Origin of the sequence: Streptomyces albidochromogenes (genome assembly GCF_005981925.1) — a bacterium.
GTDB lineage: Bacteria > Actinomycetota > Actinomycetes > Streptomycetales > Streptomycetaceae > Streptomyces > Streptomyces albidochromogenes.
Genome location: NZ_VBVX01000092.1, coordinates 1 through 21,653, shown reverse-complemented (window position 1 = coordinate 21,653; position 21,653 = coordinate 1). Strand labels below are relative to the sequence as shown.

Here is a 21,653-nt window from a genome sequence, read left to right as displayed (position 1 = left end):
CCCCCGGGCAGTATCGAGCACATCGACGCCAACCCCGCCGGAATCCGGCCGCAGCTGCGAGGAGATCGCTATGTCAGCCACCCCCACCCCTGCCGCGACGAGTTCGGCCACAACGGTGGGTTCCGCCACGGCCGCGAAGCCCGTCGCCGAGGCCACCCGGGCCGTGGTGCAGGAGTTCCTGGCCGCACGAATGGCCGGGGACGCCGGGCGGCTGGTAGCGCTGTTCGCCGACGAGGTCGACTGGCTGCTCGCCGAGAACCCCGCAGTGCCGTGGATCCGTCCGCGCTCCACCGCCGCCGAATGCGCCGCGCAGTCCGCGGAGTTGCTGGAGTACACCGTGCCCGGGGAGGCGCGCGCCCGCGTCGACACCTTCCTCGTCGACGGCACCGACGCTGTCCTGATGGGACAGGTCTCGGGGACCGTACGGGCGACGGGGAAGTCCTTCGCGGGCCCGTTCGCGCTGCGCCTCACCGTCGAGGACGGCCGCATCACCCGGCACCACCTCTACGAGAACAGCCTGTCCATCGCTGAGGCCTGCGCCCCTTGAGGGCGCGGACGGCCGGGACCTGGTCTCCGCGCTGGGCTGCCCGCACGCTGCTGGGCCCGTACGGCCGCGTCGTCCGCGCCTGGGGGCAGCCCGCTGCCGACGCTCAGGTTCAGGGCTCGCGCCGGTCCGGCGACCGGGCCGGCGGGGTGGTGCGGAGCTCGACGGCCGACTGGCGGGTCACGTGTGCCCCTCATGGGCGGGCCGGGGCACGTTCAGGGCCAGGACGGCGGTGTCGTCGTCCACGCCGGTGCCGAAGGTGTCGAGCAGCTCGCGGATCGCGGCCACAGCACCGTCCGCGGTCGTGGGGGCGAGCGATTGGGCGAACTCCAGAAACGCCTCGTCGCCGTAGCGTCCGCCGGCGCCGGCGGAGTGTGCTTCGGTGAGGCCGTCGGTGTGCAGGAGCAGGGTGTCGCCCGGGTCGAGGCGGATGGTGGTGGTGGCGATGTGCGCGTCGGGCAGGACGCCGATGAGCTGGCCCCCGGGGGTGGTCAGGTAGTCGACATGGCCGTCGGCGCGCATCAGCAGCGCCGGCGGGTGGCCGCCGCTGGCCAGGGTGACGCGGAAGCCGCCCGCGTCGCCGTCGGGAGTGAGCAGGCCGAAGATGACGGTGCAGAAGCGCGGGTCGTCGCCGGCGTACTCGTGGTTCATCACCGTGTTGAGGTTGGTGAGGACGGCGGCCGGGTCCGGGTCGTAGACGGCGGCGGCGCGCAGTGTGTAGCGGGCCAGGGAGGTGACGGCGGCCGCGGCCGCGCCCTTGCCGCACACGTCGCCGAGGAAGAACCCCCAGGTGCCGGAGGCGAGGGGGAACAGGTCGTAGAAGTCGCCGCCGACCTCGTCCGGCGAGGCGATGTGGTAGTGCGCGGTGACGTCCAGGCCGGGCACGTTGGCCAGGGCGGGTGGCAGCAGCGTCCTCTGCAGGGTGGTGTTCAGACGTACGAGGCGTTCGCGTTCCCGCTCGGATTCCTGGCGGGCGCGGAGCAGCTCGGTTTCGTAGGCGCGGCGGTCGCGGGCGTCGAAGACGGTGGTGCGGATCAGCAGGGGCAGGCCGTCGCTGCCCGCCCTGACCGTGGAGGTCACCAGGACCGGAAGGCGGCTGCCGTCGGCGGCCTTCAGTTCGAGGGCGATGCCGTGGATCTCGCCCTGCATCCGCAGGAGCGGGGCGAAGTGGGTCTCGTGGTAGAGGCGGCCGCCCACGGTGAGCAGGTCGGAGAACGTTCTGCGGCCGACCAGGTCGTCGCGTTCGTAGCCGAGCCAGTCCAGCAGAGTCGTGTTGATCTTCGCGATGGTGCCGTCCAGCAGCGTGGAGAGGTACCCGCACGGCGCATGCTCGTACAGGTCCTCGGCGCTGTACTCCAGCAGTGCCGAGAACAGGTCCCGCTGCTGTTCTTCCCCCTCTGCCGGCTGATCCATACCGTCCGCCTTGCTCTCCGATCTCCCCCGCCGCATGCGGGCGCGCTACCCCTACGAGTCATTGAACGCCACGGAAGCCCGCCCTGCTCAGCCAGGCGCCTGCCTCCCGGCCGAGGCCGACCAGCTCCCGTGGCGCCATGGCGTCCCGGGACAGCGGACCGTGGAGAACGACCGGCACTCCCGCGTGAGCGCTCTACGTCGCCTCGGGCCGCGCCAACTCGACTCGCGGCGCGTCGGCATCGCCCGCGACCGGGTCCAAAGGCCGCTGAAGCCGGCAGCGGGCGGACGTGGTGGGGGCGGTGAGGACTGCGAGGCAGGCGACGACGAGGGCGATGCCGGTCCAGCCGGCGGCGGGGAGGCGTTCGCCGACGACCAGGACGGCGAGCACGGCCGCGACCGCCGGTTCGAGCAGGGAGAGCGTGGTGGCCGTACTCGCGGGCACGCGCGCGAGCCCCCAGCCGAACAGGACGTAACCGGCGAACATGGGGACGAGCGCCATGTAGGTGCCCACGGCCGCGTTGGACCAGGAGCCGACGAGCGGGGCGCCGGTCGCCAGCAGGACGGGCAGGAGGAGCAGTCCGCCGAGCCCGAAGACGGCACCCATGGCCGCACGGGACGGAACCCGGCGGGTGATGAGCCGGTGCGCGGCCCAGGAATACAGGGCGTAGGTCGTGGCGGCGACGAGTCCGAGGCCGATGCCGAGCAGGGTCGCGGCAGCCGAGGCGCGTCCCCCGCCGCCGGAGGCGTGAGCGGCTTCCGCGACGCACAGGAGGATCGTGCCGAGCAGGCCGAGGGCGGCCGCCCATGTCCAGCGGCGCGTGAGCCGTCGGCGGTCCACGACGCGCTCGATCAGGGCTGAGACGAGGGGGGCGGTACCGATCGACACCACGGTGCCCACGGCGACCCCGGCCAGGTGCATGGAGCTGTAGAACGCGAGGGGGTACACGGCGACCGCGAACGCGCCGAGCAGCACCGTGCCGGGCTGGGCGCGGAGGCGGGGTACGTGGTGTGCGATCTGCGGGGCGGCGACGAGGGCTTGGAGGAGCCCGCCCAGGCCCATGGCGACGGCGGCGATGGCGAGAGGGCCCACGTCCGGGGCGAACGTGGCGGCCGTACCCGTCGTACCCCACAGAACGGAGGCCGCCAGCACGCACACTGCCCCCAGCCCTGCTCCTGCTCCTGCTCCTGCTCCTGCTCCTGCTCCTGCTCCTGCGGACCGGTCGTGTCCGGTGGACCGCTTCACAGCCGCTCCAGCAGAGTTGTCGCCATCGAGCGGGCGTGCTGGAGGCGGTCTCCGTCGCCTTCCAGTCCGGCGCGGGCCATCGCGCCCTCCAGGAGGAAGGCGAGGTGCTCGGCCGTCGCGCGTGCCGCGTCGGGGCGTTCGGGCAGCAGGTGTTCCAGGTGGCCGGCGATGAGCCGCTCGACCTGCTCCTTGTGGGCGCGGACGACAGCCCGGCCTTCGTCTCCGGCCGGAAGCTCGGCGGCGGCGTTGAGCAGGCCGCAGCCGCGGAAGCCGTGCTCGTACGCGAATGCCGCGTGGTCGGCGTACGCGTCGAAAACGGCCAGGACGCCGTCGCGCGGGCCCTGGGCCCGTTCCAGCCGTGCGCGGTACAGGCCGAGCCACTCCTCGTGCCGGGCGTCGAGGTAGGCCCGCACCAGGTCGGCCTTGGAGGAGAAGTTGTTGTAGAGACTCATCTTCGCCACGCCGGCCTCGGCGGTGATCGTGTCGATGCCGGTCGCCGCCACACCGTCGGCGTAGAAGCGACGGGCCGCCGCGGCCAGCAGTCGCTCCCGGGCCGGACGCCGCCTCCCGCGCTCCGCCGTGTGCACACCGGTCTCGCTCATCACAGTCCAAACTAGGTAGGTAGGTCTACCTAGACTAGCTGAGCGGCGGGACTGGCGAAACCGGAGCCGTAAGACGCGGCGTGGCCCCCCCGGCGGCCGGGACCATCGGACTACGTCTTTGGTGCCGCCGCAGCCGGGTCGGTGGGCCGATTCGTCGAACACCCACGGCCGTTAGCGTCGCACCATGCGTATAGGACTTCTTGGCACCGGCAACGTCGCCCGAGCACTGGCCCACGGCTGGCGCGCCGCAGGACACGACGTACTCCTCGGTTCCCGCCGGCCGCGGGAGCGGACAGACCTCGGCCTCCCGGTGGCGGGCCTCGACGAGACAGCCGCTCACGCGGAGGTACTGGTCAACGCCACCCCGGGGGCTGTGTCCGTGGAGCTGCTGCACTCCGTCGGGGCACCGGCGCTGGCAGGCACCTTGCTGATCGATGTCGGGGTCGGTCTCTCCGACGACTTCGCCGAGCTCTCGCACCCCAACAGCAGCCTGGGTGAACAGATCCAGGACGCCTTCCCGCTGACTCCCGTCGTCAAGACGCTGTGCACCATGGACTCCACCGCGATGACCGCGCCGGAGAGCCTCGACGGCCCCAGCACCGTCTTCCTGTCCGGCGACGACGCCGAAGCCAAACGGACCACCGGCCGACTGCTCACCGACCTCGGCTGGCCCCCGTCGTCCCAGCTCGACATCGGCGGCATCACCACCGCACGAGGACAGGAGCACTTCGCCCTGCTGTTCATGGGCATCGCGAACGGGCTGGGCTCCCACACCTTCAACATCAAGGTGGTCACCCGCTCCCCCGCCCGGGCCCTGCCGTCCGAGCCGGCCTGACCGACGGAAGCCGGGGCACCGCGCAGCGGTCACCGGTGCGCGGCGCCCCCGCCGATGTCCGCAACCGATATGCCGGTGGGGGGCCGCCCCTGGGCCGGTCGGGCGGTCCCGCAGGGGACGCGGGTGCGGCGTGGGCCTCCCGGGGCCGCGGCCCGGCATGATGTGTCGCCCCGCGGAACACCGTGGTGACGGGACAAGCCCCCGGCGGGCGCCGGAGAGGAACGCTCATGCCGAAGCTGCCCTCGCTGGCCGAGTCCCTCGGTGCCGGCCGGCGAGCGGTGCGCGTCACGGTGGCGTCGGTGGCCGGTTTCTACCCCGCGGCGTACCTGCTGGACCGGCCGGTCCTCGCCGTCTACGCCCTGTTCACGCCCATCGCGTTCGGTGTCCTGTCGCCGCTCCCGGGGTCCGGCCGCCGGCGCGCGGGCACCGTACTGCGCGCCGTGGCGGCCGCCGCCTTGCTGATCGTCCTCGGCACCGTCCTCGCGGTGACGACCTGGTCGGCCGCCACCGGCATGCTCCTCATGGGGTTCGTCCTGACCTTCGGCGCGGCGTGCGCTCCGCGGCTGAAGGGCACCGTCCCCGGACTCCAGCTCTTCTACATCCTCGCCTGCTTCCCGCCGTACGCGCCCGGCACCCTGCCGGACCGGTTGGCGGGGCTGGCCATCGGCGCGACGTTGACGGTCCTGTGCGAGCTGTTGCTGCTCGCACAGCCGGCGCAGCCCTCGTACCGCGGCCGGATCGCCGATGCCCTGGACCTCGCGGCCGGTGCGGCGGGCCGCCTGGTCCGGGCCGAGGCCGCCGACCGGGGCCTGTCCGCGCGCCTGCGGGCGGCCGGTCGCGACCTGCGCTTCTCACAGCAGCTGGCCGGTTCCCGGCCCACCGGGGCGGGCCTGACGGACCGTGCGCTGGCTCAGGCGGGTTCCGCGACGCGCCGCCTGCTGGACCAGCTCGCCGCCCTCACCGAACTCTCCCCCGCACCGGCCGACCTGGCTTCCGAGACGCTGCTTCGCGGCATCGCGGCGACGTGCGCCGGGACGGCGGGCATCCTGCGCGGCGAGCGCCCTGCCTCCGGTTCCGAGCGGATGGAGGAGATGACCGCCCAGTTCCTGGCCGCGCGCGGCACAGCCCCGGACGGGCACGGGGACTCCCCGCACGGGTTCCTGCGGCGGCAGTCGACGGTGCTGACGGTCGCGGTGTCGGCAGTGACCCTGCGCGCGGCCGCCGCCTTGGCGACCGGTGGCCGCCGCTCGGTGCCCGGGCTGCCCCATGAGCAGTTCTGGTACGCCCGGACCTCGGCCGTGCGCCTGTGGTTCCTCCGGATCAAGGGAAACCTCACCCCGTACTCCGTCGTCTTCCAGAACGCCGTCCGTACGGCGCTCGGTCTCGCGCTCGCCCGCCTGGTGGCGGGTTCGCTCGACCTGTCGCACGGCTTCTGGGTCCTGCTGACCGTACTGACACTGGGGCGTACGACGGCGGGCGCCACGTGGTCCGCCGTCCGCTCGGCCGCCGTGGGCACACTGGTCGGCGCGGTCGCTGCGGGCGTCGTTCTCATCGGGGCGGGTGATGCCACCGAGGTGTACGCGTACCTGCTGGTGCCGACGATGCTGGTGGCCTTCTCGGTGGGGCCCGTCGGCGGGCCGGCGTGGGCGCAGGGGCTGTTCACGCTGGTGGTCTCCACGGCGTTCGCCCAGATCAGCCCCGTGACCTGGCGCTTGGCGGAGGCCCGGCTCGTCGATGTGCTGACCGGCAGCACGGTCGGTCTGGTGTGCGGCCTGCTCGCCTGGCCGTCCGGCGCGCGGGCGGAGATCCGCCGCAGCATGGGAGCGTTGTTCCGGGCCGCCGCACCTGTGGTGCGGGCCACCGCCGACGCCACGGCCGGTCACGGTGCTCCCGGGCCCCGGCGGGAGGTCGCCGCGGGGACGCTGTGGGCGGCTCTGCACCGGCTGCGCATCGCGGAGGCGGCGTACGCGCAGTACCGCGCGGAACCCGTCTCCCGTACGGCCGAGACCGGACCCGACTGGCTCGCCGCACTCAACTACGGTTCGCGTCTGCTGGTCGGTGCGTACTGGTTGCCGCCGGCGGACGGCGCGCCGGGCTTCCCTCCCGCCGCGCTGCGCTGGGTCCGGGAGGCCGCGGCGGAAGCGGAGGCGGCGACCGTCCGGGCCGCGGACCTCCCGGCGGACGGAGTCCGCGTCCGGCTCGCGCCTCTGCCGTCGGACATCGCGCATCAGGTCGCACCCGAGGCGCTGCCCCTCCTGGTCGACCTGGAGGTCTGGCTGCACGCGCTGGCGGCGGAACTCGAGGCCGTGGGCGGTGACAGCACTGGTGCTGGTGCTGGTCGGCTAACGGGTCCGGGGGACCGGAGTTGAGGGGCATCCCCACCCGGACCACCACCCTCCGGCTCACCTCCTGTGCGAACCGGTCAGGACGCGGGCCCGTCCGGTGCCGGCTTGCGCTGCACATCGGTCACGTTCACGTCTTCCGACTCCGGGGTCCCGAACGTTTCGACGATGCCCCCGCCGCTGGTTCCAGTGACCCCGTGACCGGCCGGCGACGGCTGCCGCACCGCTACCGGTCCGCGCGGAACTCGCCGGTCACTGGCTGGGGTCGGCGGCGCTGATGTCCGCGAGGGCGGAATCGGTGTCGCCTGCGACGGCCAGGTCGCCCAGGGACACGATGCCGACCGGCAGGCCGTCCTCCACGACGGGCAGACGTCGTACGGCGTGCCGGCGCATCAAGGAGACCGCCAGGTCGAGGTCGTCGTCGAGCGAGACAGTGATCAGCTCGTCGCTGCAGGCATCGGCCGCGCTGTAGTCCGCGATGTCGCCTTCCCGGGCCACGATGCGCACCGCCAGGTCCCGGTCGGTGACCAGGCCCCGCAGTTCGTCGCCCTCGGCGACCAGCACCGCGCCGATGCCCTCGTCGCGCATGACGCGGGCCACCTCGGCGACAGAGGTCTGCGGCCCCACCGTCACGGGCGCGGCGGTCATCACTTCACGCACTTTCCTGTCCATCACAGGTCTCCAGGGTTTCGGGACACGCGTCGGTCGCGCCGGCCTGCCGGCCGCGCGAGCTGGCTGTACCCGCCACCCCGTTCACCCCACGCGCCCGTCCCCGCTTTGCGCTCCGATGGCTCGCGCGGCTCACCTTGTTGCCGCAGCCACCCTGGACGGGGGCCGGGTCGCATGCCGGGGCGCCTGTGCCGCCGCAGAGGACGTGTGCACCGGATGCCACCACATCGCCTCGCGCAGGGGCACGGGCTCGTACGGCGGTCCAGTACGCCGGGGTGGACACCGAGATCCACCGCACATTAGGTGAGGCATGCCTTACTTAACCTGGAGGGTGGCTCGATGGGTGTTTCGGACGTGTGCGCGGCGCAGCCGGCCAACGGTGAGCGGGTCCGTACCGTGGTGGCCGCCGCGGGATCGCTGACGGTCGTCACGGCCGGACAGTCCTGCGAGTTGACCGGCCGGCACAGCCTGGACGACAGAGGGCGGCTCCTGCTGCGGGTGCCGGACGACGGCGCGCTGGCCGCCGAAGTCGCCCTGGCGCCACGCGGGGTCGTCGGCGCGGTGCTGAAGTTCACCGACATCGCACCCGCGGCGGTACGCGACCGGGTGCGCGCCCGCGTGACGCTCACCGGCTGGTTGGCCCCGGCCGGCGGGGAGACCCGGGAGCCCGGCATCGCACTGCGTCTGGACTTCGCGCACGCCGAACTCGAAACGGCGGCGGGAACGGCGACCGTCGGCCTCGACGAACTCACCCTCTCCAGCGCCGATCCCCTCGCCGCCTACGAGGCCGACATGCTCACCCACCTGGTCGACGGCCACAGCGACGTCGTCGCCCTGCTGACCCGGCTCGCGGACCCACGGCTCGTGCAGGGGGTGCGGCGCGTCCTCCCGGTGTCACTCGACCGGTACGGGCTGACGTTGCGACTCGAACACACCCACACGCACCACGACGTGCGGCTGCCCTTCACCGCCCCCCCTGTCCGACGCCGCACAAGCCGGCGGCCGTATCCAGGAACTGCTCGCGGCCGCACGGGCCTGCTGCCGGCGGCACGGCTCACCGAGCCGGCCGTGACCGCACCGGCCCCCCACGAGCCGGAGCCGGCCGCCGCGACCAGGGACCGGGTGGCAGCGATCATCCGGGCCGCTCCCCTGGCAGCGGCTCTGTACACCCCGCCGCCGCGCGGTGATGCCGTCGGTCAGGTTCCCGGCCGGGCCGGATCGTCCGTCCGGGAGCCCGTGCGGCGGGCGTAGGCGCGGCCGAGCGGTTCGGCGCTCAGCCCGTGCAGCAGGATGCTGAGCGTCACGGTCATCACCATCACGCGGGCGATGAAGTCGGCGCTCTGCGCGGGCAGCTCGACCGCCGCGAGGAGTCCGAAGACGATCGATGTCACGCCTCTCGGCCCCATCCAGCCCAGGAACAGCTTGTCGTGCGGCGGCAGCCCCGTGCCCCTGAGCATGAGCAGCACGGGGATCGCGCGCACCAGGACGACGGAGACGAGCGCGTACAGGATCACGGAGAGGTGGAACCCGTCCCAGAACACCTCGTTCACGGTCTGCCCGAACACGAACCACAACGCGAGGCACATCAGGGCGACCAGATCGTCCGTCATCCGCACCGCGTCCCCCGGGAGGTGGCGCATGGCGGGCGCGATGCAGACGCCCGCGACGAAGGACGCGACGAAGCCGTTGCCTCCGAGTGCCGACGAGAGCGTGTAGGCGGCCACGGGGACGGTCAGTACGCCGAGCCTCGTCGCCGCGTGTTGCGCCCAGCCGCTCGCCCAGGACCTGCGCAGCAGCCACCCGGCCACGTAACCGATGACGGAGCCGACAGCGACGGCCCAGGCCGCCGACGCGACCGCGTCCAGCAGTGCTTCCGCATAATCGGCGCTCCTGGTGCGTGACTCGACCGCGGCGGCCAGGCACAGGAGGAACACGGGCGAGAGGATTCCGTCGTTCAGGCCGCCTTCCACGTTGAGCACGTCGCGCAGCCGGGCCGGGATCCGCTTGTCCCGTACGACGGCCGCAGTGGGGGCCAGGTCCAGGGGGACGACGACGGTCGCGAGGACGGCCAGGATCCACCCGGGCTGATCGGGGAAGAAGGCGTACGCGGTCAGGAAAGCGAGGCACAGGGTCAGGGGCAGCGCACCGCCGAGCAGGCGCGCGACGATCCCCTTCTCGCGGCGGATGACGCCCCCGGGGACTTCGGTGGCGTCGACGAAGAGGAGCAGCGCCAGTACGACCTCCACCGCGTGTTCGAAGCCGGCCGTGTCGAAGTCGAAGCGCAGCGGGGGATCCGAACCGCTGGTCATGGCGATACCGGCCGCCATCATGGCGATCGGGGCGGTGACACTCCAGCGCGCCAGCCGGTGCGAGAGGACGGCCCAGACGAACAGGATGCCCGCGATGACGGTGACGGCAAGCATGAGATCCCGCGCTTTCCGGCTGGGCACCTTTCCCTGTGTACGCGCAGCTTAGAGCGGGATGTCCGCTATGCGGCGCGGAGCACGCCGGTAAGCGGGCAGTTGCGACCGGGGTGCTCCCGGCGGCGGTCCGCCCCTCCCGCACGGCGGTCGTCGGTCGCGGCAGAGCCGCCGCGGTCGTCCCGTGGTGCCGCTCTGCCGATGCCCGAACTGCCGCCGAGGGAGGTCAGCCGTCGGCTGCGTAGATGTTCAGCACCGCCCCGTCGAAGTCGGCCGTGAGGTACCCGGTTGAGCTGTACTCGTCGATGAAGTAGATGTTGACGGTGGGCACGCTCTCGAAGACCGGGCCGCGCAGGACGACGTACCGCATGGTCGGTTCGGGGATGCCGAGCTCCTGGTCGGCCTTCTGGAAGAGGGCCGGCAGCTTGTCCCAGTCGACCTTGCTGATGTCGATCGGGGTGTCGTCCCCGCCGATGACGGTGCCGCCGGGGCCTTCCTTGGCCGCGTAGCCGTTCCGGTACACGAAGCGGTCGTACTTCGTCCGGCTGCCCGGGACGGGGACATTGGCGATCGCGTACTCCTTGTAGACCGTGAACTCGAAGAACTTCGTCGTCCGTGTCTCGGCCTTGAGTGCGGTGATCGCCTCGCGCACGCTCTTGGGCGTCAGGAGGTTCTTCGTCTGCTTGGACGGCGGCAGTGAGGCCCGCGTCGACTGCTCGGTGTCCTTCGACTGTGCGGGTTTCGGGCTGTCCTTGCCGCCAGTGGCACCCGTCGTCGAGGCGGGATTCTCCTTCCGGTTCGCGCCGAACAGACCGCTGTCGAGAGGCAGGGCGCTCACCAGCGCCACCGCCGCCACCAGCGCCGCGGCGGTCAGCGCCGGCACCGCCCACCGCCCGCGTCGTGGCCGCGGCGAGCCGTGGGGCGACGACAGCCCGGGCACGGTCCCCGGAAGCGGCGGAGGGCCGAAACCGGACGGCGGGGCGGCAGCCGAGGCAGGAGGGCCCGACGGCCACGGTGGTGCGGACCGCGGCGCCGGTACGTCGTGCGCGGTGTCCGCCTGGGGCACGGCGGGCTGTGCGCGCCGCAGCGCGGACGTCGGGTGGAAGGCGTCGGCGCCGCGCGCCGCGTCGGTGAACAGCTGCTCCAGCCGCGCCGCGTCCGGCCGTGCGGCGGCGTCCCGGGTGAGCAGGGCCGTGAGCACCGGGGTGAGCGGTCCGGACCGCACGGGCGGGGGGACCGGCTCGTCGAGGACCGCGACGAGGGTCGACAGGCTGGTCTCGCGCCGCAGCGGGTGCCATCCCTCCAGAGCGGTGTAGAGCAGCATGCCGAGGGACCACAGGTCGGAGGCCGGGTTGCCCTCCTCGCCGCGGATGCGCTCGGGTGCGATGTACTCGGGCGAGCCGATGAGGTCGCCGGTGGCGGTCAGGCTGGTCGACTCGCGCAGTACGGCGATGCCGAAGTCGGTGAGGACGGGGCTGCCGTCGGGCCGCAGAAGGACGTTGGCCGGCTTCACGTCCCGGTGGTGGATGCCCGCGCCGTGGGCGGCGCGCAGGGCGGACAGCACGCCCCGGCCGACGACCAGTGCTTCCGCGACGCTCAACGGGCCCTGGGCCAGGCGCTCGTGCAGGGACTGCCCCGGGACCAGCTCCATGACGATCCACGGGTGGGGGCCGTCGGACGTGTCCACGATGTGATGGATGGTGACCACATGGGGATGGGCGAGCCGGGCGAGGGCCCGCGCCTCTCGCAGTACGCGCTCACTGAGCATGCGCGCCCGGGCGGGGTCCGCCTCCGCCGCCGCGGGGTCGGGCGACCGTACTTCCTTCAGTGCCACTTCGCGGTGCAGCACGATGTCGCGGGCCCGCCACACGGTGCCCATGCCGCCGCTGCCCAGTCTGCCGAGCAGTTCGAACCGGCCGTCTATCAGCCGTCTACCGGCCTCCTTGGTGTTCATAGCGGGTCAGCTTACGAGCAGCCCGCCCACTGCCGGTATCGCCCTTCGGGTAGGCGCGTCACGCAGGTCGCGCGGGGGCGTGGGGTGCGGGGACGGATCTTGCCGAGTGCCGCCCCGCGGGCCTGCGCGCTCGCGCGCGGGGCGGGTCGCGCCGACTCGGTACGGCTTCGACAGGATGCTCTCGTACGCCAACCATGTCGGCCCTGTTCACCGAGGAGATCGGGCCCACCGGCGAACCACTCGGCAACTTCCCCAGGCGCTCACCCACATCGCGCTGATCCACGCGGCCCCGGCCCTGGACGAGGCAGGCGAGGCCGTGCGGCGGTGAACTCGGCCCGGCGCTCGCGAAGGGCCCGGCCCGGGACGCCGAGGGGGCGTGACGGAGGGCTGCCTCTATAGGCTTGACGGGTGGCGAGCACAGAGAACGAGCAGGCGGCGAACACCTCCGAGCAGGCCGACGGGCGCGCGTTGCACGCGTTCGCGGTGCAGTTGCGCCGTATGAACGGCCAGATCAACCGGCTCGCGCACGCCTTCGCGGCCGACCAGGGCCTGCACGCCACCGATGTCCAGGCGCTCGCCGCGATCCTGGACGCGGAGACACCGCTCACCCCGGGGCGGCTGCGCGAACACCTCGGCCTCACGTCGGGGGCGGTCACGGCGTGTCTGGACCGTCTGGAGCGGGCGGGGCACGTCCGCAGGGCACGAGAGAGCGCCGACCGCCGTGTCGTACACCTGCATTACCTGCCCGCCGCCAGGTCGGCGGCGCGCGGTCATTTCATGCCGCTGGCCACCGCGACCGCCCGGGCGCAGCAGAAGTTCGACCGCGACGAGCTGGCGACGGCGCTGCGCTTCCTCACCGCGCTGAACGAAGAACTGGATCACCTGCGCCCCGAGCGCTGAGCCTCGCCCCTCCCCCGGCGCATCCGAATCGGCCGGCGTCGGCGAAGTAGCACCCGAGGGCCGCTTCACACCCCGCCCCACACCCCGGCCGCAAAGTACCTTGATGATTGAGATAGTTTGTCGTTGAGAGACTTTTCCCTTCACTCTGGAGTGCAATGTCCAGCTCCGCACGACTGGCGCGATGGCTCGTGCCCGTGGTCGTCCTCGTCGCCTGGCTGGGCGTCGGTGGCGCCCTCGGCCCCTACGCCGGCAAGCTCGGCGAGGTCGCGACCAACGACCAGGCGGCCTTCCTGCCGCAGAACGCCGAGTCCACCAAGGTCATCGACGCGCAGAGGGCCTTCCGGCAGGAGGAGACGCTGCCGGCCATCGTCGTCTGGACCGCGACCGGCGGCGGCGACGTGAACGCCGGACAGCGGAAGGCCGCCACGGGTGCGCTGGCCTCGCTGGACGGCACGGCCGGGGTGGTCGGGTCGTCACCGGCCGTCGCGTCGCAGGACGGGCAGGCTCTGCAGGGTGTCGTCCAGCTGCGCCCGGACCTCGGCGAGCGGCTCGCCGAAACGATGGAGGAGGTCGACAGGGCGGCAGCGCGCGTACCCGGCACCAGCGTTCAGGTCGCGGGGCCGGCGGCGAGGCAGACCGACCTGGCGGACGCGTTCGCGGGCATCGACGGGCTGCTCCTGGGCGTGGCCCTGGTCACGGTTCTGGTCATCCTGCTGCTGGTCTACCGCAGCGTCCTGCTTCCGCTCGTCATCATCACCGGCGCGGTCTTCGCACTGGGCCTCGCGTGCGGCGTGGTGTACGCGCTGGCGGACCGCGACGTCGTGCGCGTCGACGGACAGGTGCAGGGCATTCTGTCCATCCTCGTCATCGGCGCCGCCACGGACTACGCCCTGCTCCTCACCGCGCGCTTCCGCGAGGAACTGGCACGCCACGACGACCGGATGGCGGCCATGCGGGCCGCGGTGCGCGAGTCGGCCGGCCCCGTCGTCGCCAGCGCCGCGACCGTCGCCCTCGGCCTCATCGCCCTGCTGCTCAGCGATCTCACCAACAACCGCGCTCTCGGGCCGGTGGGGGCCATCGGCATCGTCTGCGCCGTGCTCAGCTCCCTCACCTTCCTCCCGGCCGTACTGGTGCTGCTCGGCCGCGGCGCTTTCTGGCCGGCGCGTCCGAAGCCGGCCGGAGCCGCCGGCGACAGCGGCGGGAGCCGGGGCATCTGGTCCCGGATCGCCGCCCTCGTCGACCGGGCGCCGCGCAAGGTCTGGGCCCTCACCCTGGCCGGCCTGATCGCGTGCGCGGCGTTCGCCCCGACCCTCACCTCGAAGGGTGTGCCGCTCGACGAACTCTTCGTCAACGACGCACCGTCCGTCGCGGCGCAGCGGACGTTGAGCGAGCACTTCCCGGCAGGCTCGGGCAGTCCCGCCGTCATCATCACCGACGCCGACCGGACGGAGCAGGTGACCGCGGCGGCCGGCAGCCTCGACGGGGTCGCCCGGGCCCTGCCCGTCACGGCGGCCGGGCGGCCGGGCGGCGAGGCACCTCTCGTGGTCGACGGCAGGGTGCGGATCGACGCGACGCTCGAGGACGCGTCGGACAGCGACGCCGCCAAGCAGACCGTCGCGCGGCTTCGTGCGGCCGTGCACGCCGTGCCCGGGGCGGACGCCCTGGTCGGGGGCTACACGGCCCAGCAGTACGACACCCAGCGGACCGCCGGTCGCGACCGCACGCTCATCGTGCCCGTCGTGCTGGCGATCATCCTGGTCATCCTCGTCGGGCTGCTCCGATCGCTGCTGATGCCGGTTCTCCTGGTGGCGACCGTGGCCCTGAACTTCCTCGCCACGCTGGGCGTTTCCTCGCTGGTCTTCCAGCACGTCCTCGGATTCTCCGGCACCGACGCCTCCGTGCCGCTCTACGGGTTCGTCTTCCTGGTGGCCCTGGGCGTGGACTACAACATCTTCCTCATGTCCCGAGTCCGCGAGGAATCCCTCAAGCACGGCACGCGCCAAGGGGTACTCCGCGGCCTGACCGCGACCGGCGGGGTCATCACCTCCGCCGGCGTCGTACTCGCCGCGACGTTCGCGGCCCTCGGTGTCATCCCGCTGGCGTTCCTCGTCCAGATCGCCTTCATCGTCGCTTTCGGAGTACTCCTGGACACGCTCGTCGTCCGGTCGCTGCTCGTACCGGCACTGGTCAGGGACATCGGGCCGGCGGCGTGGTGGCCCGGAGCCCTGAGCCGCCGGCCGGAGGGCGAGCGGACGCGTACGCACACCGGCTGACGCCCCGGCGGGGCCGCTGCCGGCCGGGAGATCCCCCGGCCGGCAGCGGTCCGTACGGTCGCCTTCGTCGGCGCGTCCGGCGGCGAGCGGAGCGAGGGGCCGCTCGGCCGAGGCTACGATCGAGTCATGGGTGCCGGCTCCGCCTTCCCGAAACACCCCGCGGACGACGGGGCGCACGCTCAGCTCATCGATGTCGCGACGGAGTGGGCGGCGGCGATCGTCTCCAACGATGCCGCGCTGATCGCACGCTTCATGGCCGACGAGTGGGCGATCGTCTCCGAGTCGGGCATCACCACCAAGGAAGAGTTCCTCGCACTTGTCCGTTCCGGGGATCTGACCCACTCCGCCATGGGATTCATCAGCCGGCCCAGGATCCGGGTGCACGGTGACACGGCCGTATTCACCGCGCGTGCGACGAACACGGCCCACTACGGGGGCCGGCGGTTCGACGCCGACGAGTGGACGACGGACGTCTTCGTACGCGAGGGCGGTCGGTGGCGCTGCGTGCTCAGCCACATCACGTCGGCGGCGCCGGCACCGCCGCCGGAGTGAGCTGACGCGTCCGCCGCACGCCCGGGTCGGGTGAGTCGCGGCCTGAGCGGCGGCTTAGGGTTCCCGTATGACGACCACACTCTCTCTGCGGGAGATCACCCCGGCCAACTTCGATGTCGCGATCGGTCTGCGGGTTCGTCCGGATCAGGAGCACTTGGTCGCGCCCGTGGTGAAGTCTCTGGCCGAGGCGTACGTCTATCCCGGCACAGCCTGGCCGCGCCTCATCCTCGACGGTGACCGGCCCGTCGGTTTCCTCATGGCCTTCTTCGACATCGACTGGAAGGGCGACGGCACAGGCACCGACAGCCGTTCCGGTCTCTGGCGTCTCAACATCGCAGACGGCGAACAAGGCCGAGGTTACGGTCGCTTCGCGGTCGAGTCCGTTGCCGCAGAGATCCGCCGTCGCGGCGGCACCCGCCTGACCACCACCTGGCACCCGGGCGCGAACGGCCCCGAGGGCTTCTACCTCGGGCTCGGATTCCGTCCGACAGGTGAGACCAGCGGGGACCAGACCGTCGGGGAGCTGGACGTGCGCTAGGGCTCGCCCTGTCGGCCAGGACCTAGGCCGGGTCGTAGGCCCTCAGCCGGTTACGGTCGCCGCGGTGTCGTGCCTAGGGTCCACGTCATGGATACGACGGGCACCCTCGACGAGGCACTTCACCGACTGCACGGCTCAGGGCCCGAGCGGCTCGGGCGGCTGACCAACCACGCGCCGATGGCCGTCGAGGCCCTGGCCCGGCACGGGCAGGCACGGGCGGTGCATCGCTGGCTCGATCTGTACACGCGCAAGCTGGAGGACTTCCCGTCCGGCGTCGAACCGGTCACGGCTGCCAACTGGCGCCTCGCGCTGGGGGATCCGCGCCGAGCCGCCGACTGGATCGACCACTTCGGCCGCGAGACGGCCGAGCGCCCTTGGCGTGACGTACTGGCGCAATGGTGGCCCCGCCTGCTGCCCGGCATGTACGGCGGATCGACCCACCCGGTGATCCGTGTGGGCCATGCCGTACGCACGCTTCTCGACGGCGAGGAGACCGGGCCACGTCTGACCGAGCTCGCCCACGGCCTCGGTTACTGGGCGGCCCGGCACCACCCCGTCGCGGACCTCTCACCCCTGCCCGGAGCGGAAAGCGCCGCGGCCGCCCTGGACGCGGTGCGGCCCGTCGCCGTACGGGAGGGCGGCTTCCCCGCCCGGCTCGGCCGCGTCCGGGGCCTGCCGGTGTGGGCGGACGCGGTCACCGACCCGCACGAGGCGCACCGGCGCCTCGCCGAACTCGTGCGCGCGGCCACCCACCGGTACGCCACCCACGGCCACGGCGAGGAGACGATGCTGGTCCACGCGGCCACTGCTCCCAACGCGGTCCTGCGCACCCTGCCCGCGCTCCCGCACGCCCTGTGGGTCCCCAGCCTGCGGGCCGCGTGGACGGCTTCGGCGGCGGTGACGGCGATGTACGCCCCGGACACCCCGGTCGCCCGCACCCCGCCGGGCACACTCGTCGCCGAAGAGGTCTTCGAACGCGCCCTGGCCCACGGCGACGAGCACGTCATCAAGTTGACGGACACAGCCCTCGACATCGGTGACGCACCCGCCCTGGCGGCAGCGCTGCGCTCCGTCGAACTGAGCGAGCCGCTGGCTTAGCCGGCTGTCGGGCGCGGCTGTTTCACGCCATGTCCGGTGGGCGGCGGGCGCCCGTTCCGGTGGTTCCGCTGCGGAAGCGCTGCTCGGAGCGGAAAGGAGCAGCCCCCGGGACGACCGTACTCGGCGGCCAAGAGTGGCGTGATATCGCCTTGCGCTCAGGGCACCCCGACTTCCCGACACTCTGAGGTTAGGCTACCTAACTCCGTGAATGTTGGCGAAGAGACCTCCACGGCCGGACGTCCCCGCGGTCACGAGCTGTCGGCCACGGGCGTCACCGTGGCGTACGACGGCGTCGACGTCGTGCACGACGCGTCGTTGACGCTGCGGCCCGGTGAAGTGACTGTCCTGGTGGGGCCGAACGGCAGCGGAAAGTCGACGCTTCTGCGTACGGTGGCCCGCTTGCAGCACCCCAGGAGCGCCACGCTCGTCATCGACGGCGACACCGACGGCCTCGCCCTGACCTCCCGTGAGTTCTCCCGGCACGTGGCCCTGCTGACGCAGGGGCGCCCCACGCCCAGCGGGCTGACCGTACGCGACGTGGTCGAGTTCGGCCGCTACCCGCACCGCGGCCGCTGGGGCAAAGCGGACCCCGGTGGCCGGGCCGCGGTGGACCGCGCGCTCGCCATGACGGGCGTCACGGAGCTCGCCGAACGCGGCGCCGAGCACCTCTCCGGAGGACAGCTGCAGCGCGTGTGGCTCGCCGGCTGCCTCGCGCAGGAGACCGGCGTACTGCTGCTCGACGAGCCGACCACGTACCTCGACCTGCGGTACCAGGTCGAACTCCTCGACCTCGTCCGCGACCTGGCCGACGAGCACGGCATCGCCGTCGGGGTCGTCCTGCACGACCTCGACCAGGCCGCGGCAGTCGCCAACCGGATCGTCCTGCTCGACGGCGGCCGGATCACCGCCGACGGCCTCCCCGAGGACGTGCTGACACCCCAGCGGCTGACCGACACGTACGGCATCCGCATCGAAGTCGACACCGACCCCCTCACAGGCCGGCTGCGCACCCGCGCGATCGGCCGCCATCACATGCGAAGCGAAAGGCTCCACACCACCTCATGAGACGCCTCCTCCTCACCGCCGCGGCCGCCACCGCCGCGGCGCTCACCCTGACCGCCTGCGGAACCACCGAGCCCGCCGCCGACGACGCGAAGAAGAAGCCGGCCGAACGCATCACCCTCACCGACGCGTCCGGCGCGAAGGTGAAGCTCGACGGTCCCGCCAAGAAGGTCGTCGGCACCGAGTGGAACGTCGTCGAGAGCCTGATCTCGCTGGGCGTCGAGCCCGCCGGCGTCGCCGACGTCAAGGGGTACAAGACCTGGAACACGGCCGTCCCGCTCACGGGCACGCCCAAGGACATCGGCACGCGCGGCGAGCCGAGCATGGACACCATCGCCTCCCTGTCCCCGGACCTCGTCGTCGCCACCAGCGACCCGCCGCCCGCCGCCCTGAAGCAGCTGCGCGAGGTCGCCCCGGTCCTGGAACTGCGCGCCGCCGACGCATCCGACCCCATTGGGCAGATGACCGAGAACCTCGACCTCATCGCGAAGGCCACCGGCACCACGGAGCAGGGCGAGAAGCTCAAGGAGCAGTTCGAGACGAAGGCCGCCGAGGGCAGGAAGGCCCTCGCCGGCGCCGGTCTCGACGGCGCGAAGTACGCGTTCGCCGACGGTTACGTCGTCTCCAACCAGGCCTCGATCAGGCCGTACACCAGCGGTTCGCTCATCGGCGCGGTCAGCGAGAAGATCGGTCTGAAGAACGCCTGGACCGTCAAGGGCGACAAGAGCTACGGGCTCGCCTCCACCGATGTCGAGGGGCTCACCAAACTCGGTGACGTGCAGTTCGCCTACGTCGGCAACGACGGCGACAAGAACAGCACGCCGTTCACCGGCCTCCTGGCGAAGGACTCCGTGTGGAAGTCGCTGCCGTTCGTGAAGAAGGGCAACGTGCACCGGCTGCCCGACGGCATCTGGATGTTCGGCGGACCCGAGTCGATGGGCATGTACATCGACTCCGTCGTCAAGGCGCTGACGAAGTAACACCATGGCCGTCACCACGACAACTCCCGCCACCCGTCCGTCGGAGGCCGTGTCCCGCCGGGGCACGGCCGCGGTGACGGCCGCTCTCGTCCTCCTCGTCGCGGGCCTCGCGGTCGTCGACATCACCCAGGGCACCGCCGCCGTCGGCGCGCCCGAGATCTGGAAGGCGCTCACCGGCCGGGCCGACCCCGCCGACGCGTCGGTCATCGTCGCCTCCCGTCTGCCGAGGATGGCCGCGGGGCTGTTCGTCGGCGCCGTACTCGGCATGGCCGGCGCCGCCCTGCAGGCGGTGAGCCGCAACGTACTCGCCTCACCCGACACGCTCGCGGTGAACGCCGGCTCCTATCTGGCCCTCGGGCTGGCAGCGGTCACCGGTGTCTCCCTCCCGCTGATCGCCTCCTCCGGCATCGCCTTCGCCGGCGGCCTCGCGGCGGCGGCCGTCGTGCTCGGGCTGTCCGGCCTGGGGGCGGCCACCGTCCGGCTCGTCCTCGCCGGCAGTGCCCTGACCCTCGGCCTCACCGCCGTCACGGAGGGACTGCTCCTGCTGTTCCCCCAGCAGACGGAGGGCCTCTACGCGTGGAACCAGGGCAGCATTTCGCAGAGCGGGTTCGACGGTCTGCTCCAGGTGGCGCCGATCGGCCTCGCCGGTCTCGTCGGTCTGCTGCTCGTCGCCCGCCGGGTCGACGCCCTGGCCCTGGGCGACGACGCGGCCCGCGGCCTCGGCGTCCCGGTCCGCGCCACCCGCATCACGGGGGTCGTGCTCGCGGCGCTGCTCTCGGCGGCGGCCGTCACACTCGCCGGGCCGATCGGTTTCGTCGGCCTGTGCGCCCCCGCCCTCGTACGCCCCCTCGCCCGAAGGGTCCGCGCGTTCGCCCGGGCGCGCACCGCTCTTCCGGTGGCGGGGCTGGTCGGCGCCGGGCTGGTCCTCGGCTCGGACGTGCTCCTGCGCGCCGTCGTGCCGGCGGACATCGCGGTCGCCGTACCGACGGGCGTGGCCACCAGCCTCGTCGGCGCCGTGTTCCTGGTCGTGATGGCCACCCGGGTACGGGACAGCTCGCAGGCCCCCGCGTCCGACCGGCTCCGGATCAGGAGCAGAGCCGTCTTCCTGACCACCACGGCCGCCCTCGTCGCCGTGCTCGTCGGCGTCACCCTCGCCGCCGTACTGCTGGGCGACAGCAAGCTGCTGCTGGGGGACGTGGTGAACTGGGCCCAGGGCAGGGCGGGCCGGACCGTCGGCTTCGTCCTCGACACCCGGGTCCCCCGGGTCCTCGCGGCGCTGCTCGCGGGCGCCGCGCTCGCATTGGCCGGGACGCTCGTGCAGGCCGTGACCCGCAACCCGCTCGCCGAGCCCGGTGTCCTGGGCGTCTCCGGCGGGGCGGCGCTCGGCGCCGTGCTCCTCGTGACGACGGTGCCGGCGGCCGGTTCGTGGGGCGTGGCCGGTGCCGCGTTCGCGGGCGCCGGGATCAGTTCCGTCGTCGTCTTCGGGCTCGCCGCCCGGGGCGGGTTCCAGCAGAACCGGCTCGTCCTCGTCGGGTTCGGTGTCGCCACCGGCGCCGCCGCACTGATCAGCCTGCTCATCGTCCTCACCGACCCGTTCAACGCGACGAAGGCCCTCACGTGGCTGTCGGGTTCCACGTACGGAAGGACCCTGCCGGACGCGGCGCCGCTCGCGGCCGTGCTCGTCGCGGGCGTGCTCGTCGCGGTGCTGCGGCGCACCGAGCTGGACCTCGTATCGCTCGACGAGGACACCCCGAGGCTCCTGGGGCTCGCTCTGGCACGGGGACGCCTTGGCTTCCTCGTACTGAGCGTGCTGCTCAGCGCCGCCGCCGTGGCCGCCGCGGGCACGATCGGCTTCGTGGGTCTGGTGGCGCCGCACGCGGCGCGGGCCCTGGTCGGCCGTCAGCACGCCCGGGTGGTGCCCGTCTCGATGCTTCTGGGCGCCGTGCTCGTCTGCACCGCGGACGTGGTGGGCCGCACCGTGATCGCTCCGGCCCAGCTGGGCGCCGGAGTGCTGACCGCGGTGATCGGTACGCCGTACTTCCTCCATCTGCTCATGCACGGCCGCCGGTAGGGGCCGGTCGCTCTTCCCTCTATGCATTTTCAGTCACGCCTCTGTCCTCTGGCTGAAACCAGTGCCATGCTGTGACCGCGGTGATCCTCTTCCTCCCCCGGGCAGGGATCTCCCACCCTGGCCCCGCCCGTGTGGCGGCACACGGGCGGGGCCAGGG

18 protein-coding genes and 1 pseudogene are annotated in these 21,653 nt (G+C 72.7%); 13 read left to right on the top strand and 6 right to left on the bottom strand.

What is annotated here, in order from left to right:
- The first annotated feature begins 70 nt into the window (after positions 1–70).
- The gene (locus E2E34_RS14675; protein ID WP_138902356.1) at positions 71–547 is read left to right on the top strand and encodes a nuclear transport factor 2 family protein; all 477 of its coding nucleotides are present in this window, start codon (positions 71–73) and stop codon (positions 545–547) included.
- A gap of 177 nt (positions 548–724) precedes the next feature.
- On the opposite strand, the gene E2E34_RS14670 is transcribed toward E2E34_RS14675, so the two are convergent.
- From E2E34_RS14670 to E2E34_RS14660, 3 genes are all read right to left on the bottom strand, one after another.
- A complete protein-coding gene (locus E2E34_RS14670; RefSeq protein WP_138902355.1) occupies positions 725–1,957 on the bottom strand; it encodes a SpoIIE family protein phosphatase in 1,233 nt (410 codons plus the stop codon).
- Between the two features lie 193 nt (positions 1,958–2,150).
- Positions 2,151–3,107, bottom strand: a complete 957-nt coding sequence (locus tag E2E34_RS14665; protein ID WP_138902359.1) for a DMT family transporter — start codon at positions 3,105–3,107, stop codon at positions 2,151–2,153.
- 89 nt (positions 3,108–3,196) lie between these two features.
- Entirely contained in the window at positions 3,197–3,802 is a 606-nt protein-coding gene (locus E2E34_RS14660) for a TetR/AcrR family transcriptional regulator (RefSeq protein ID WP_138902354.1), read from the bottom strand.
- A 184-nt stretch (positions 3,803–3,986) separates the two neighbouring features.
- Here E2E34_RS14660 and E2E34_RS14655 point away from each other — a divergent pair, with 184 nt between their 5' ends.
- Positions 3,987–4,637, top strand: coding sequence for an NADPH-dependent F420 reductase (locus E2E34_RS14655; RefSeq protein WP_138902353.1), 651 nt, complete (start codon positions 3,987–3,989; stop codon positions 4,635–4,637).
- Positions 4,638–4,864: 227 nt separating this feature from the next.
- The gene (locus E2E34_RS14650) at positions 4,865–7,006 is read left to right on the top strand and encodes an FUSC family protein (RefSeq protein WP_138902352.1); all 2,142 of its coding nucleotides are present in this window, start codon (positions 4,865–4,867) and stop codon (positions 7,004–7,006) included.
- Between the two features lie 225 nt (positions 7,007–7,231).
- On the opposite strand, the gene E2E34_RS14645 is transcribed toward E2E34_RS14650, so the two are convergent.
- Positions 7,232–7,651, bottom strand: a complete 420-nt coding sequence (locus E2E34_RS14645; protein WP_138902351.1) for a CBS domain-containing protein — start codon at positions 7,649–7,651, stop codon at positions 7,232–7,234.
- A 336-nt stretch (positions 7,652–7,987) separates the two neighbouring features.
- Between E2E34_RS14645 and E2E34_RS14640 the strand changes: the two genes are divergently transcribed.
- Entirely contained in the window at positions 7,988–8,899 is a 912-nt protein-coding gene (locus E2E34_RS14640) for a DUF2470 domain-containing protein (protein WP_244315742.1), read from the top strand.
- Here E2E34_RS14640 and E2E34_RS14635 read toward each other — a convergent pair.
- Positions 8,845–10,098 carry a cation:proton antiporter gene (locus tag E2E34_RS14635; RefSeq protein WP_244315740.1) on the bottom strand — a complete coding sequence of 418 codons (1,254 nt, stop codon included), beginning with the start codon at positions 10,096–10,098 and terminating at the stop codon, positions 8,845–8,847. The two genes, E2E34_RS14640 and E2E34_RS14635, sit on opposite strands and share 55 nt — an antisense overlap.
- Before the next feature lie 196 nt (positions 10,099–10,294).
- Positions 10,295–12,022, bottom strand: coding sequence for a serine/threonine-protein kinase (locus tag E2E34_RS14630; protein WP_138902350.1), 1,728 nt, complete (start codon positions 12,020–12,022; stop codon positions 10,295–10,297).
- Positions 12,023–12,146: 124 nt separating this feature from the next.
- On the opposite strand from E2E34_RS14630, the pseudogene E2E34_RS36435 reads away from it, so the two are divergent.
- The 9 genes and pseudogenes from E2E34_RS36435 to E2E34_RS14590 form a co-directional block, all read left to right on the top strand.
- A pseudogene (locus tag E2E34_RS36435) lies at positions 12,147–12,350 on the top strand (glycoside hydrolase family 15 protein); the annotation flags it as partial.
- Positions 12,351–12,430: 80 nt separating this feature from the next.
- Positions 12,431–12,922, top strand: a complete 492-nt coding sequence (locus tag E2E34_RS14625) for a MarR family winged helix-turn-helix transcriptional regulator (protein ID WP_244315738.1) — start codon at positions 12,431–12,433, stop codon at positions 12,920–12,922.
- 155 nt (positions 12,923–13,077) lie between these two features.
- Complete coding sequence (locus E2E34_RS14620; protein WP_138902349.1) at positions 13,078–15,195, top strand: MMPL family transporter; 2,118 nt, start codon at positions 13,078–13,080, stop codon at positions 15,193–15,195.
- A gap of 126 nt (positions 15,196–15,321) precedes the next feature.
- Positions 15,322–15,747, top strand: a complete 426-nt coding sequence (locus E2E34_RS14615; protein WP_138902348.1) for a nuclear transport factor 2 family protein — start codon at positions 15,322–15,324, stop codon at positions 15,745–15,747.
- 67 nt (positions 15,748–15,814) lie between these two features.
- Positions 15,815–16,285 (top strand): GNAT family N-acetyltransferase, encoded by a 471-nt coding sequence (locus E2E34_RS14610; protein ID WP_138902347.1) that lies wholly within the window; start codon positions 15,815–15,817, stop codon positions 16,283–16,285.
- Between the two features lie 87 nt (positions 16,286–16,372).
- Positions 16,373–17,383: a questin oxidase family protein gene (locus E2E34_RS14605; RefSeq protein WP_138902346.1), complete on the top strand. Its 1,011-nt coding sequence runs from the start codon at positions 16,373–16,375 to the stop codon at positions 17,381–17,383.
- A 204-nt stretch (positions 17,384–17,587) separates the two neighbouring features.
- Complete coding sequence (locus E2E34_RS14600; protein WP_138902345.1) at positions 17,588–18,448, top strand: ABC transporter ATP-binding protein; 861 nt, start codon at positions 17,588–17,590, stop codon at positions 18,446–18,448.
- Positions 18,445–19,425 carry an ABC transporter substrate-binding protein gene (locus tag E2E34_RS14595; protein ID WP_138902344.1) on the top strand — a complete coding sequence of 327 codons (981 nt, stop codon included), beginning with the start codon at positions 18,445–18,447 and terminating at the stop codon, positions 19,423–19,425. The genes E2E34_RS14600 and E2E34_RS14595 overlap by 4 nt, the downstream gene beginning before the upstream one ends.
- 4 nt (positions 19,426–19,429) lie before the next feature.
- The gene (locus E2E34_RS14590) at positions 19,430–21,496 is read left to right on the top strand and encodes an iron ABC transporter permease (RefSeq protein WP_138902343.1); all 2,067 of its coding nucleotides are present in this window, start codon (positions 19,430–19,432) and stop codon (positions 21,494–21,496) included.
- Positions 21,497–21,653: the final 157 nt, after the last annotated feature.

Coding starts and splice junctions, on each gene's coding strand:
- E2E34_RS14615 (WP_138902348.1), top strand. CDS start 15,322: ATGGGTGCCGGCTCCGCCTTCCCGAAACACCCCGCGGACGACGGGGCG.
- E2E34_RS14655 (WP_138902353.1), top strand. CDS start 3,987: ATGCGTATAGGACTTCTTGGCACCGGCAACGTCGCCCGAGCACTGGCC.
- E2E34_RS14610 (WP_138902347.1), top strand. CDS start 15,815: ATGACGACCACACTCTCTCTGCGGGAGATCACCCCGGCCAACTTCGAT.
- E2E34_RS14640 (WP_244315742.1), top strand. CDS start 7,988: ATGGGTGTTTCGGACGTGTGCGCGGCGCAGCCGGCCAACGGTGAGCGG.
- E2E34_RS14620 (WP_138902349.1), top strand. CDS start 13,078: ATGTCCAGCTCCGCACGACTGGCGCGATGGCTCGTGCCCGTGGTCGTC.
- E2E34_RS14650 (WP_138902352.1), top strand. CDS start 4,865: ATGCCGAAGCTGCCCTCGCTGGCCGAGTCCCTCGGTGCCGGCCGGCGA.
- E2E34_RS14630 (WP_138902350.1), bottom strand. CDS start 12,022: ATGAACACCAAGGAGGCCGGTAGACGGCTGATAGACGGCCGGTTCGAA.
- E2E34_RS14605 (WP_138902346.1), top strand. CDS start 16,373: ATGGATACGACGGGCACCCTCGACGAGGCACTTCACCGACTGCACGGC.
- E2E34_RS14645 (WP_138902351.1), bottom strand. CDS start 7,651: ATGGACAGGAAAGTGCGTGAAGTGATGACCGCCGCGCCCGTGACGGTG.
- E2E34_RS14660 (WP_138902354.1), bottom strand. CDS start 3,802: ATGAGCGAGACCGGTGTGCACACGGCGGAGCGCGGGAGGCGGCGTCCG.
- E2E34_RS14670 (WP_138902355.1), bottom strand. CDS start 1,957: ATGGATCAGCCGGCAGAGGGGGAAGAACAGCAGCGGGACCTGTTCTCG.
- E2E34_RS14595 (WP_138902344.1), top strand. CDS start 18,445: ATGAGACGCCTCCTCCTCACCGCCGCGGCCGCCACCGCCGCGGCGCTC.
- E2E34_RS14675 (WP_138902356.1), top strand. CDS start 71: ATGTCAGCCACCCCCACCCCTGCCGCGACGAGTTCGGCCACAACGGTG.
- E2E34_RS14590 (WP_138902343.1), top strand. CDS start 19,430: ATGGCCGTCACCACGACAACTCCCGCCACCCGTCCGTCGGAGGCCGTG.